Below are 11,681 nucleotides of genomic sequence, written 5' to 3' on the forward strand. Positions count from 1 at the left end.
GGCGCGATGCACTGCTCGGCGCGCGCCGAATACCCCCCGTTCGGGGGTAACTGTTAGGTAAGCCTCGCCTAAGCTAGCACCACCGCGACGATCCGTCGAGCGGTGACCCCGTGTGACGCGAAGCGGTCGCCGGACCCCGCTTCGGCGCCTGCGCAAGCCCCTCGATGGGTGGCCGTCGAGCGCGCACAATGACGGTGATGTCCGACACCGGCCGAGCCGGGACGACCGGCTTCCGCAGCGATCGCGCCGCGCACGGCGAACGCCCGCCCGCCGCAGCGCGGAGCGGGACGCGCGCCGAGCCACCCGCCGCACCGCCCGCCGCATCGCCCCCATCCGGCTGGAGCGACCGCCGCATCGCCTTCCTCGTCGGCATCGCCGCCACGGCCCTCGGCCTCGCGGGCATCTGGATCCCGTCGTACTGGGGCGATGAGGCGGCGACCCTGATGTCGGCGCGTCGCGACTGGGCCTCGCTCGCGGCGCTGCTCGGCACGATCGACGCCGTGCACGGCCTCTACTACGCGTTCATGCACCTCTGGATCGACCTCGTCGGCACCTCGCCGTTCGCCGTGCGCCTGCCCTCGGGTCTCGCGTTCGGCGCTGCGGCCGCCGGCCTCTACCTGCTCGTGCGCACGCGCGCGGATCGCGGCACGGCGCTCGTCGCGGCATCCGTGCTCGCGATGACACCGCGCGTGACGCAGGCGGCGACCGAGGCGCGGCCGCTCGCGTTCGCGACCGCGACCGCGGTCTGGCTCACCCTGCTGCTCGTGCGACTGCTCGACGGGCGGATGCCCCGTGCCTGGTGGTGGGCGTACGGCGCGGGCGTCGCCGCGGCGGGCACGCTGAACCTGTACGTGCTGCTGCTCGTGCCGGTGCACGCGGTCGCCGCGATCATGCACCCCGCGCGGCGGGCACGGCTGGGCGCGTTCGCGGGCGGCGTGGGCGTCGCCGCGGTGCTGGCGGCGCCGATCATGGCGGCCGCGGTGTCGCAGCGCGAGCAGATCGCGTTCCGCGAGGACCAGGAGGTCGTGACTCTCACCGGCGTGCTCGTCGGCCAGTGGTTCATGCTCGTATCGCTCGCCGTGGTCGCGTGGGCGCTCGTCGTCGCGGGCGTCGTGCTCGCCCTCGTGCACCGCGCCGATCCGGCCTGGGCGGGGCGGCGCTGGCTGCTCGCCGTCGCGCTGGCCTGGATCGTGATCCCGACGACCGTGCTCGTGGCCGTGACCGCGCTCGTCACGCCCGCCTACACGCCGCGGTACCTGGTCTTCTGCGCGCCCGGCGCGGCGATCGCGATCGCCGTCGCGGCATCCGCCCTGCGACGCGGATGGCAGCGCGCCCTCATCGTCGTCGCGGTCGCGGCTCTCGCGCTGCCCGCCTACGTCGACCAGCGCACCCCATACTCGAAGAACGCCGGCACCGACTGGCAGGATGTCTCGGCCACGGTCGAGCGCCTGGCCGAGCCCGGCGACGGCGTCCTCTTCGACGAGGGCGTGCGACCGTCGCGGCGCCCCCGGCTCGCGATGCACACCTATCCCGACGGCTTCGCGGGATTGCGCGACCTCGGGCTCGTGCGGGCCCACGACCGGACCGACGGCCTGTGGGACGTCACGGCCCCCCTCGCCGAGGTCGTCGACCGGTTGCGCGGGATCGACCGGGTCGTGGTCGTGTCGCGCAGCGAGCGGGGCGCCGACGACGACATCCGCGTGCTGCTCGAGGCCGGGTTCGTGGAGCGCGAGCGCGTGCAGCTCGAGTCCGACGTCGTGCGCAGCTTCGAGCGGCGCCCGCTCTCGGCGGGCTCCCGGGAACCGCCCGCGTAGGATTGAACGGTTCCCGATCGAAAGAGGTCACCGTGGCCGATGCCCGTGGCAGCGCCGTGGAGCGTGCGCAGTACTGGGTCGTTCCCGTCGTGCGCGGTGCGCTCGCGCTCGTGCCCTCGATCGTGATCACGTTCTTGCAGATCCACTCGACCGCGCTGGGCCAGTCGGTCTTCGGCGTCTGGGCGCTCGTCGCCGGTGCGGTGGTCGGCGCGCTCACGCTGCGCACGGTCGACGACCGGGTCACCCGCTCGCTGTTCGCGACGCAGGGCGCGCTCACGGCCGCGGCGGGCCTGCTCGCCCTCATCGTGACGCCGAACCTCGGATTCCTCGTCGTGCTGCTCAGCTCGTGGGCCGCGATCACCGGCATCCTCGAGATCTTCGCGGGCCTGCGCGCCCGCGGGCGCAGCCAGGCGGCCCGAGACTGGCTCATCGTCGGCGGGGCGACCGCGCTCGCCGCGATCGCGTTCCTCGTCTTCCCGTTCGACCCCGTGAGCATCGTCGGACTCCTCGGCGCCTACCTCGTCGTCATCGGCGTGCTGCTCGAGATCGGCGGCTTCTCCCTCAAGTGGGCCGGCCGCGCCGCCGTGGCCGGGCCCGAGGCATCCCGATCGGAGCAGTCGTGACCCAGCAGCCCGGTGGCCCCTACCAGCCGAGTCGGCGCGAGGTGCTGCGCCCAGCCGAGTACGTCGGCGGCGCCGCGATCGCGGCGATCTTCGTCGGCGTGATCACGCTCGCGGGCACGCGCGACTGGACGATCACGCTCATCGGCGCCGGCGCGGTGTTCATCGTCGTGCTCGTCGTGCTCGCGCTGCTGCAGATGGCCGTGAAGCCGGATGCCTCGGAGCGCGCGGAACTCGACCAGGCCGAGGCCGAACGACCCGAGCGCCTCGAGCCGCGCGACCCCGACACCCCGCCGGTCGAGTAGGCGCGCCAGCGCCGTATCGAGACCCGGTGACGTGGTCTCGATACGCTCCTTCGTCGCTCCTCGACCGGCGGTACGCCGGGTCAGAGCCGGTCGACGAGCTCGTCGGCGAGGCCGACGTAGGTCGGCGGGGTGAGCGCGAGCAGGCGCTGCTTCGCCTCGTCGCCGATCTCGAGGCCGCCGACGAACTCCGCCAGCTCGGCCGCGCCGACGCGCTTGCCGCGGGTCAGCTCCTTGAGCAGGGCGTAGGGGTCGCTGATGGTCGAACGGCCGGCCACGACCTCGGCGCGGATCACGGTCTGGATCGCCTCGCCCAGCACCTCCCAGTTGTGGTCGAGGTCGTCGAGCAGCAACGCCCGATCGAGGTCGATCTCGCCGAGGCCGCGCTGGATGTTGTCGAGCGCGAGCAGCGAGTGACCGAAGCCGACGCCGATGTTGCGCTGCGCGCTCGAATCGGTGAGGTCGCGCTGGAGCCGCGAGGTGACGAGCGTCGCCGCGAGCGAGTCGAGCACCGCGCTCGAGAGCTCGAGATTGGCTTCGGCGTTCTCGAAGCGGATCGGGTTGACCTTGTGCGGCATGGTCGACGAGCCCGTCGCGCCGGCCGCCGGGATCTGACGGAAGTACCCGAGCGAGATGTAGGTCCAGATGTCGGTCGCGAGGTTGTGCAGCACGCGGTTGGCGTGCGAGACCCGGCCGTAGAGTTCGGCCTGCCAGTCGTGCGACTCGATCTGGGTCGTGAGCGGGTTCCAGCTCAGGCCGAGCGACTCGACGAACTCCTGCGAGACCTGCGGCCACGAGACATCCGGTGCCGCGACGACGTGCGCCGAGAAGGTGCCGGTCGCACCCGAGAACTTGCCGAGGTACTCGGTCTGCTCGACCTGCGCGACGATGCGGCCGAGGCGGTGCGCGAAGACCGCGAGCTCCTTGCCCATGGTCGACGGCGTCGCCGGCTGCCCGTGCGTGCGCGAGAGCATCGCGGCGTCGCGGTGCTCGCGGGCCATCGCGGTGAGCGTCTCGATGACCGAGCGGAGCTTGGGCAGCCACACGCGCTCGACCGCGTCGCGCACGGTGATCGCGTACGAGAGGTTGTTGATGTCCTCGCTGGTGCACGCGAAGTGGGTGAGCTCGGCGACGGCGTCGAGCCCGAGCGTCGAGAGGCGGCGGCGCACGTAGTACTCGACGGCCTTCACGTCGTGCCGGGTCGTCGCCTCGAGGGTCGCGAGCTCGTCGATGTCGGCCTGGCCGAAGTCCGTGACGACCTGGCGCAGCGCGGCCTTCTGGGAGTCGTCGAGCGCAGCGGTGCCGAAGAATCCGCGGTCGGTCTGGGCGATCAGCCACTCGACCTCGACGTGCACGCGGGCGCGGTTGAGGCCCGCCTCCGACAGGTACTCCCCCAGGTCGCCGACCGCGCTGCGGTAGCGGCCATCGAGCGGGCTGAGCGGCTGAGCAGGCAGCGACATCATCGGATTCCTTGTCTGAGAGCGGGGGCGAGTTGCCGGAAGAGCGACTGAGTCGACCGCTCTATCATCCCAAGAACTCGATCGAAGGTTTCCGCGTCGGAGTAGTAGGGGTCGGGAACGTCCTGCAACGGCGCCAGATCCGAGTCGAACTCGAGCAGCAGGCGCACCTTGTGCTGGTCGACCGCCGAGCGCGCCCAGTTGCGCAGGATCCGGGCCTGGCCGCGGTCGAAGGCGACGACGAGGTCGAGCTCGCGGAACGTCGCCGGATCGAACTGCCGCGCTCGATGCTTGCTGCCGTCGTAGCCCGCGCGCTCGAGCGCGTCGATGGTGCGCCGGTCGGCCTGCTCGCCGACGTGCCAGTCGCCGGTCGCGGCAGACTCGATCGCGAGGGCGCCGTCGAGCCCTGCGCGCTCGGCGAGGGTGCGCAGCACGACCTCGGCCATCGGCGACCGGCAGATGTTGCCGGTGCAGACGAACGACACTCGGAAGGGCTCCGCAGCGGCCCCCGCGGGTTCCGCTCGCGTCATGGGTCCCATTGTGGAGGAGATCCCCCGGTCGCGCAGTACCCCATCCGGGAACACCCGCCGCCGACCCTGGAACACCCGCCGTCCAGTGATGACGTTCCACGCCGAGTGATGACGTTTCGAGAGCTCGCCGGCGACGTTCCGTCATCACTCGGCGGGGCACGGTCGGGCGGGGGCGGGCATGGTTGGGTGGCGACCGCGGTACGGTGGCGCGATGAGTCGCGAGGTCCACGACGGAACGGATGCCCCGCCCGCCGACGTGCACGTCGATGCCGAGCTCGTCCGCAGGCTCGTCGAGGCGCAGCATCCGGATCTCGCCGGCCGCGTCGAGCTGGTCGCGAGCGGCTGGGACAACGCGATCCTCCGCCTCGGCTCCCGCCACGCGGTGCGGATGCCGCGACGCGCGCTCGGCGCCCAGCTCGCGGCCGGGGAGCAGCGCTGGCTGCCCGAGCTCGCGCCGCGGCTGCCCGTCGCAATCCCGGTGCCGGTCCGCACCGGAGCGCCGGCCTTCGGCTACCCCTATCCGTGGAGCATCGTGCCGTGGTTCGACGGCGCGGACGCGGCATCCGTCGACCGGGCGTCGCGCGCAGCGGCGGCGGCCGCGCTCGCGGGATTCGTGGTGGCGCTCGGTGATCCCGCGCCGGCGGAGGCGCCCGAGAACCGGTTCCCGGGCATTCCGCTCGCCGAGCGGGATGCGCTCACGCGCGAGGGGCTGGCGTCGGCCGCGCTCGCCGAGGCGTTCGCGCCCGCCGACCGCGCCGACCTCGTCGCCGCCTGGGATGCCGCGCTCCGGGCGCCAGCGTACGACGGCTCCCCCGTGTGGGTGCACGGCGACCTGCATCCCGCGAACCTCCTCCTCGACGAGCGCGCGGCGCTCGCCGCGGTGCTCGACTTCGGCGACCTCACCTCGGGCGACTCGGCGACCGACCTCGCGACCGCGTGGCTCACGTTCGATCACGTCGGCCGGGCGGCGTTCCGCGCGACGGTGGATGCCTCGGGCCGGGCGGATGCCGCGACCTGGACGCGTGCGCGAGGATGGGCGATCGCGCTGGGGGTGGCCATGGTGTCGTCCGTCGGCGTCCAGGGCCGGATCGGGCGGACCGGGTTCGAGGCGCTGCGCGAGGTGCTGGCCGACGCGGCGCTCGAGCGCGGCTGAGGCGGGCCCGGCCACGCGTCCGCGCACCGCGTCCGCTCCTCCACAGGTGGTGGATCGGGCACATCGTCCGACCGCGTCGGCATGCGGCGCGAGTCGCGTTCGCGCCCGCGGCATCCTCGTCCCATGCACGACCTCGCGACCACCAGGGCACCGTACGGAGGGCCGCCCGTCGACGCCACGGCACGACTGGAGGCCGCAGAGGCCGGGCTCGCGCGCCTCGCACGGTTCGCCGAGGGCCTGCGCGAGTTCGCGTCGGCGCTCGGCGTCGACTCATGTGCCGGGCACAGCTGGAGCGGCGACGCTGCCGACCGCTACGCCGAGGCGTACCAGCGACTCGTCGCCGATGTCTCCGCCTCGGCCGGCTGGGCCGAGCAGGCCCGCGACGCGCTCGAGCGACAGGTCGCGCGCCTGCGCGCTTCGGTCCCCATGAGCGGGCGCGGCTGATGTCCGACGAGCTCACGGTCACGACCGGAGCCACGACGCGCGTCGTCCTCGGCGACCTCTGGCAGGAGGCCGCTCGGCTCGGTGCGGCCGAGGCGATGTGCGCCGATTGGGAGCGACGGCGGGTCGACCTCGAGCGCGATCTCGAGCGCGACGAGGTGATCGCCGACGGTGTCGGGCGGTGGAACGTCGACGGGCCGACGTTCGCGCTCCGCCAGGCGGGTGCGGCCCTTCGGTCGGTGCATGAGGATTCGGTGCGCCTGCGTTCGGCGCTCGACGGCGCGGCGGTCGCCTACGGCGACGTCGAGCGGTCGCTGGCCGCGATGTGGGACCTCGGCACCCGGCTGAGCGGTCATCTGCTCGGCGAGCAGGACACCCCGATGACCCGTGTCGGGTTGGCGACTCTCGGTGGTCTCGTGGTGCCGCTGGCCATCGTCGGCGCGCACACCGGCTGGTGGGATCCCGAGGCAGCCGGCAAGCGCATCCTCGCCGATCCCGCGTTCGTCGAGCTCGTCCGAGCCGCCGGCGGGGTGATCGACGAGGCGGTGATGCTGCGGCTCGGCGTGCCGCTGGCGCTGGCGCTCCCGATCGGGCGGGCCATCGGCACCTCCGAGAACGCAACGCTCCTCGTCGGCATCGCGGCGGGTCTCGGCATCCTCGGCAACCGGGCGCTCGTCGAGACGCCGGTCACGGTCACGCGCGCACCGGCACCGAAGCCCGAACGGATGCCGCCGCCGGCCGGAGTCGGCGAGCTCGCCCGACGCATCCCGAGCCCCGACCCGGGCGAGCCGCAGGTGCTCGTCGAGCGCTACGAGGTCGACGGCGAACGGCGGTTCATCGTCTACATCGCCGGCACCGAGTCTTGGTCGCCGGTGCCGGGCGACGCCGTCATCGACCTGACGAGCGATGTGCACGGGGTCGCCGACGACTCCCACCTCGGGGGCGAGGGCGCCGAAGGGTCCGCGAGCGCGGCCGAACGCGCCGTGCGCCAGGCGCTCACGGCAGCCGGCGCACAGCCCGGCGACGCCATCCTGCCGGTCGGCTACTCGGCGGGCGGCATCGCGGCGGCCGACCTGGCGGCCTCCCCCGACCTCGCCGTCCCCCTCGCGGTCACGTTCGGCTCCCCGAGCTCGGCCGTCCACACGGGCGAGGTGGCGCTGCTCTCGGTCGAGCACCTCGAAGACCCGGTTCCGGCCACGGGCGGCGCCTCGCACGCCTCACCGGGGCTCACGACGGTGGGGCGCGTGGCGCTCGGCGATGCGGCGAAGGAGGACCCCTTCGCCGCGCATGCGCTCGAGCTCTACCGCGAGACGGCAGCGATGATGGACGGATCCGAGGATCCCACGATCCTCGCGTTCGAGGAGCGCATCCGCGACTTCACGGGCGGCGAGACGGGCGAGCTCACGCGATGGGTCGCGACCCGCGAGGTCAGTCCTTCGACGGACGGACGATGAGCCCGATCAGCCAGCTGAAGAGGCCCAGCACGAGCGCGCCGAGGACGCCCCACCAGAAGCTCTCGACCCGCAGGCCGAAGCCCATCAGGTCGGAGATCCAGTCGACGAGCAGCAGCAGGAGCCCGTTGACGATGAAGGAGATGAGTCCGAGCGTGATGACGTAGATGGGGAACGCCACGATCCGGATGAACGTGCCGACGATCGCGTTCACGAGTCCGAAGATGAACGCGACGAGCAGGTAGGTGAGCACCGTGGCGACGGGAGTGTCCTCCCACGGCACGACGGTGACGCCGGAGACGAGCAAAGTCGTCAGCCAGAGCGCGACGGCGACGACCACGACCTTCACGATGAACCGCATGCCCCCACTCTGGCAGAGCACGTCGCCGGGAGGACAGAGGGTGCACCGGCGCGCCTCGACACCGAGGCCGCCTCGACACCGATGCCGCTTCGGCGCCGAGGCCGCCTCGACACCGGAGCACCCCGCGACTCCGGAGTACGGTGGAGGCGTGAACGCATCGGAGCCCACCCCCGTCCGCCTGCGCCCCGAGATCGCCGCGCTGCCGCCGTATCGACAGGGCCGCCCGGCACCCGCCGACGGATTCAAGCTCTCGAGCAACGAGAACCCGCACGACCCGCTGCCGTCGGTGCGCGATGCGGTCGCCGCGACGGCCGCATCGATCAACCGCTACCCCGACGCCACCGCGCTCGCGCTGCGCGAGGTGCTCGCCGAGCGCTTCGGCGTGACCGCCGACGAGGTGCTCGTCGGCGCGGGGTCGGTGTCGCTGCTCGCGGCGCTCATCCAGGCCGCCGCGGGCGCGGGCGACGAGGTCGTCTACTCGTGGCGCTCGTTCGAGGCGTACCCGGGGCTCGTCACGGTGTCGGGCGCGACGAGCGTGCAGGTGCCCAACCGCGCCGACCACGGCCACGAGCTCGACGACCTGGCCGCTGCCGTCACCGACCGCACCCGCGTCGTGATCGTCTGCTCCCCCAACAACCCGACGGGTGTCATCGTCACGGCCGACGAGTTCGACGCCTTCATGGCGAAGGTGCCGTCCGACCGGCTCGTGCTCCTCGACGAGGCGTACGTCGAGTTCGTTCGCGACGGGGCATCCGTCGACGGTCGCGCGCTCATCGGCCGCCACCCGAACCTCGTGATCCTGCGCACCTTCTCGAAGGCCTACGGACTCGCGGGGCTGCGCGTCGGCTATGCCATCGGCCCGGTGCCGATCCTCGACGCGGCCCGCGCGACGCTCGTGCCGCTGAGCGTCACCGCGGCCTCGACCGCTGCCGCGATCGCCTCGCTCGAGCCGGCCGCCGAGCGCGAGCTGCTCGCGCGCGTCGACGTGATCGTCGAGCGCCGCGACCGCCTCGCCGACGCGCTCCGCGCCGACGGCTGGCCGATCCCGCAGGCGCAGGGCAACTTCCTCTGGCTGCCGACCGGCGACGCCACGGATCCCACCGCCGAGGCGCTGTGGTCCGCGGGCGTCGTCGCCCGCCCGTTCGCCGGTGACGGCATCCGGGTGAGCGTCGGCGAGGAGGCATCCGTCGACGCCGTCGTGAACGCGCTGAAGCCACTCGCACCCGGTCGCCCTCTGTAGCCTTCCGCGAAGCGGATTTCGCAGAGGTTGTCGGAGACTCACAAGAAGGGCGCACCTTCGAGCGGGTAGCGTGGAACGGTGGCCGCCCTTGAACGAGAATTCTCCGCGCCGACGCTCCAGCTCCTGACCCACGAGGGTGAGCTGCGTCCGACGCCGGAGGCCGAGCAGTTCCTGCCCGTGATCGAGTCGCTGGCCGACGCCGAGCTCGAGCAGTTCTACCGCGACATGATGATCTCGCGGCGCATCGACATCGCCGGCGCCAATCTGCAGCGGCAGGGCCAGCTCGCGCTGTGGGTGCCGAGCCACGGCCAGGAGGCGGCGCAGGTCGGATCCGGGCGGGCCGCACGGCCGCAGGACCACATCTTCCCCTCGTATCGCGAGCACATCGTCGGCATCATCCGAGGCCTCGACCCCGTGAAGATCCTCTCGCTGCTGCGGGGCGTGACGCTCGGCGGATGGAACCCCGCCGAGAACGGCAACTTCCACCTCTACACGCTCGTCCTGGCGTCGCAGACGCTGCACGCGACCGGATACGCGATGGGCCTGGGCTTCGACGGCGCGACGGCGACGGGCGACCCCGAGTCCGATGCGGCCGTGCTCGTCTACCTCGGCGACGGCGCCACCTCGCAGGGCGACGCGAGCGAGGCGCTCGTGTTCGCGGCGAGCTACCGGACGCCGCAGGTCTTCCTCGTGCAGAACAACCAGTGGGCGATCTCGGTGCCCGTGTCGCGCCAGTCGCCGAGCCCGATCGCCAACCGCGGGTACGGCTTCGGCATGCCCGGCGTGCGCATCGACGGCAACGACGTGCTCGTCAGCTACGCGGTCAGCCGCACCGCGCTCGAAGAGGCTCGCTCGGGACTCGGTCCGAGCTACATCGAAGCGGTGACGTACCGCATGGGGGCGCACACGACCGCCGACGACCCGACGAAGTACCGCACCCAAGACGAGGTCGACTACTGGGCGCAGCGCGACCCGATCACCAGGTATCGCACGTGGCTCGAGGGCCGCGGTGCGTCGGCCGCCTTCTTCGACGAGGTCGACGTCGAGGCGCAGGACGCGGCATCCGATGTTCGTCGCCGTGCCCTCGATCTCGGCGCGCCCACCCGTGAGGCGATCTTCGAGCACGTCTACTCGGACCCGCATCCGCTGATGCGCGACCAGTACGCCTGGCTCGACCGGTTCGAGCGCAGCCTCGACGGAGGCGACGCATGAGCGCCGGCCAGGTGTATGCCGGTGTCGGCATGGAGGAGACGGAGGCCAGGGTGGACGAGTCGACCGTGAGCGGGGTGCGCGGCGTGCAGACGCTCTCGATGGCCAAGGCGATCACCGCGGGCCTGCGCGAGGCGCTGCGCGGCGACGACAAGGTGCTCCTCATGGGCGAGGACATCGGCTCGCTCGGCGGCGTCTTCCGGGTGACCGAGGGCCTGAAGGCCGAGTTCGGCGAGCATCGCGTGCTCGACACGCCGCTCGCCGAGTCGGGCATCGTCGGCACGGCGATCGGGCTGGCGATGCGCGGCTACCGGCCCGTGGTCGAGATCCAGTTCGACGGGTTCATCTTCCCGGCCTTCGACCAGATCACGACCCAGCTCTCACGGCTCACGCTCCGCCACGACGGTTCGGTCTCCATGCCGGTCGTCATCCGAGTGCCCTACGGCGGACACATCGGCTCGATCGAGCACCATCAGGAGAGCCCCGAGGCGTACTTCGCGCACACGCCGGGCCTTCGGGTGGTCAGCCCCTCGAACCCGCACGACGCCTACTGGATGATCCAGGAGGCGATCGCCTCGAACGACCCGGTGCTCTACTTCGAGCCGAAGAGCCGCTACTGGCCGAAGGGCCCGGTCGACCTCGACCACTCGGGGCTTCCGCTGCACGCGAGCCGCGTGGTGCGGCAGGGCACCGACGTCACGGTGGTGGGCCACGGCGCGATGGTCTCGACCCTGTTGCAGGCGGCGGACATCGCGGGAGAAGAGGGCACGAGCCTCGAGGTCGTCGACCTGCGCAGCCTCTCCCCCATCGACTACGGGCCGCTGCTGGACTCGGTGCAGCGCACGGGCCGCCTGGTCGTCGCGCAGGAGGCGTACGGCAACGTCTCGATCGGGTCGGAGATCGCGGCCACCGTCGCCGAGCGCGCGTTCTACTCGCTCGAGGCGCCGGTGCTCCGGGTGTCGGGTTTCGACACCCCGTTCCCGCCGGCCGCGCTCGAGACCGAGTTCCTGCCGAGCCCCGACCGGGTGCTCGAGGCCGTCGACCGCGCGCTGGCGTACTGATTCGGAGCTCCGACCGTGCATGCGGTTCGGGCGATACACGTG

General features: G+C 72.5%; 12 protein-coding genes. 9 read left to right on the top strand and 3 right to left on the bottom strand.

Features of this window, described 5'->3' with window-relative positions; genetic code table 11:
• Window positions 1–197: 197 nt before the first annotated feature.
• Genes GE115_RS03920 through GE115_RS03930 form a run of 3 tightly spaced genes read left to right on the top strand, consistent with a single transcriptional unit; the run spans window position 198 to window position 2,739 of the window.
• A complete protein-coding gene (locus tag GE115_RS03920; protein WP_172979687.1) occupies window positions 198–1,814 on the top strand; it encodes a glycosyltransferase family 39 protein in 1,617 nt (538 codons plus the stop codon).
• A gap of 32 nt (window positions 1,815–1,846) precedes the next feature.
• Window positions 1,847–2,437, top strand: coding sequence for a hypothetical protein (locus tag GE115_RS03925; RefSeq protein ID WP_153683502.1), 591 nt, complete (start codon window positions 1,847–1,849; stop codon window positions 2,435–2,437).
• On the top strand, window positions 2,434–2,739 hold the full coding sequence (locus GE115_RS03930; RefSeq protein ID WP_153683503.1) for an ABC transporter ATP-binding protein: 306 nt from the start codon (window positions 2,434–2,436) through the stop codon (window positions 2,737–2,739). Before GE115_RS03925 ends, GE115_RS03930 begins: the two co-directional genes overlap by 4 nt.
• Before the next feature lie 80 nt (window positions 2,740–2,819).
• Here GE115_RS03930 and purB read toward each other — a convergent pair whose 3' ends face one another.
• Together purB and GE115_RS03940 are read right to left on the bottom strand one after the other, a co-directional pair.
• Entirely contained in the window at window positions 2,820–4,199 is a 1,380-nt protein-coding gene (gene purB / locus GE115_RS03935; protein ID WP_153683504.1) for an adenylosuccinate lyase, read from the bottom strand.
• Window positions 4,196–4,723: a low molecular weight protein-tyrosine-phosphatase gene (locus GE115_RS03940; protein WP_153683505.1), complete on the bottom strand. Its 528-nt coding sequence runs from the start codon at window positions 4,721–4,723 to the stop codon at window positions 4,196–4,198. The genes purB and GE115_RS03940 overlap by 4 nt, the downstream gene beginning before the upstream one ends.
• Window positions 4,724–4,934: 211 nt before the next feature.
• On the opposite strand from GE115_RS03940, the gene GE115_RS03945 reads away from it, so the two are divergent.
• The 3 genes from GE115_RS03945 (at window position 4,935) to GE115_RS03955 (ending at window position 7,771) form a co-directional block, all read left to right on the top strand.
• Window positions 4,935–5,876 carry an aminoglycoside phosphotransferase family protein gene (locus tag GE115_RS03945; RefSeq protein ID WP_172979689.1) on the top strand — a complete coding sequence of 314 codons (942 nt, stop codon included), beginning with the start codon at window positions 4,935–4,937 and terminating at the stop codon, window positions 5,874–5,876.
• 123 nt (window positions 5,877–5,999) lie between these two features.
• Window positions 6,000–6,320, top strand: coding sequence for a hypothetical protein (locus tag GE115_RS03950; RefSeq protein WP_153683507.1), 321 nt, complete (start codon window positions 6,000–6,002; stop codon window positions 6,318–6,320).
• Window positions 6,320–7,771 (top strand): alpha/beta hydrolase family protein, encoded by a 1,452-nt coding sequence (locus tag GE115_RS03955; protein WP_153683508.1) that lies wholly within the window; start codon window positions 6,320–6,322, stop codon window positions 7,769–7,771. The genes GE115_RS03950 and GE115_RS03955 overlap by 1 nt, the downstream gene beginning before the upstream one ends.
• On the opposite strand, the gene GE115_RS03960 is transcribed toward GE115_RS03955, so the two are convergent.
• The gene (locus tag GE115_RS03960; RefSeq protein ID WP_153683509.1) at window positions 7,746–8,129 is read right to left on the bottom strand and encodes a phage holin family protein; all 384 of its coding nucleotides are present in this window, start codon (window positions 8,127–8,129) and stop codon (window positions 7,746–7,748) included. The two genes, GE115_RS03955 and GE115_RS03960, sit on opposite strands and share 26 nt — an antisense overlap.
• Before the next feature lie 148 nt (window positions 8,130–8,277).
• Between GE115_RS03960 and GE115_RS03965 the strand changes: the two genes are divergently transcribed.
• The 3 genes from GE115_RS03965 to GE115_RS03975 all read left to right on the top strand — a co-directional run bounded on the left by GE115_RS03965 (window position 8,278) and on the right by GE115_RS03975 (window position 11,639).
• Window positions 8,278–9,369: a histidinol-phosphate transaminase gene (locus tag GE115_RS03965; RefSeq protein WP_312854879.1), complete on the top strand. Its 1,092-nt coding sequence runs from the start codon at window positions 8,278–8,280 to the stop codon at window positions 9,367–9,369.
• Window positions 9,370–9,447: 78 nt separating this feature from the next.
• Complete coding sequence (locus GE115_RS03970; RefSeq protein ID WP_312854880.1) at window positions 9,448–10,581, top strand: thiamine pyrophosphate-dependent dehydrogenase E1 component subunit alpha; 1,134 nt, start codon at window positions 9,448–9,450, stop codon at window positions 10,579–10,581.
• Between the two features lie 98 nt (window positions 10,582–10,679).
• A complete protein-coding gene (locus GE115_RS03975) occupies window positions 10,680–11,639 on the top strand; it encodes an alpha-ketoacid dehydrogenase subunit beta (RefSeq protein ID WP_246190572.1) in 960 nt (319 codons plus the stop codon).
• The last annotated feature ends 42 nt before the right edge of the window (window positions 11,640–11,681 follow it).

This window comes from Agromyces agglutinans, assembly GCF_009647605.1.
GTDB classification, from domain to species: Bacteria; Actinomycetota; Actinomycetes; order Actinomycetales; family Microbacteriaceae; genus Agromyces; species Agromyces agglutinans.

Excerpts from the sequence above, each read along its gene's own strand:
- GE115_RS03920 (WP_172979687.1), top strand. The coding sequence starts at position 198 with ATGTCCGACACCGGCCGAGCCGGGACGACCGGCTTCCGCAGCGATCGC.
- purB (WP_153683504.1), bottom strand. The coding sequence starts at position 4,199 with ATGATGTCGCTGCCTGCTCAGCCGCTCAGCCCGCTCGATGGCCGCTAC.
- GE115_RS03940 (WP_153683505.1), bottom strand. The coding sequence starts at position 4,723 with ATGACGCGAGCGGAACCCGCGGGGGCCGCTGCGGAGCCCTTCCGAGTG.
- GE115_RS03945 (WP_172979689.1), top strand. The coding sequence starts at position 4,935 with ATGAGTCGCGAGGTCCACGACGGAACGGATGCCCCGCCCGCCGACGTG.
- GE115_RS03950 (WP_153683507.1), top strand. The coding sequence starts at position 6,000 with ATGCACGACCTCGCGACCACCAGGGCACCGTACGGAGGGCCGCCCGTC.
- GE115_RS03955 (WP_153683508.1), top strand. The coding sequence starts at position 6,320 with ATGTCCGACGAGCTCACGGTCACGACCGGAGCCACGACGCGCGTCGTC.
- GE115_RS03960 (WP_153683509.1), bottom strand. The coding sequence starts at position 8,129 with ATGCGGTTCATCGTGAAGGTCGTGGTCGTCGCCGTCGCGCTCTGGCTG.
- GE115_RS03975 (WP_246190572.1), top strand. The coding sequence starts at position 10,680 with ATGGCCAAGGCGATCACCGCGGGCCTGCGCGAGGCGCTGCGCGGCGAC.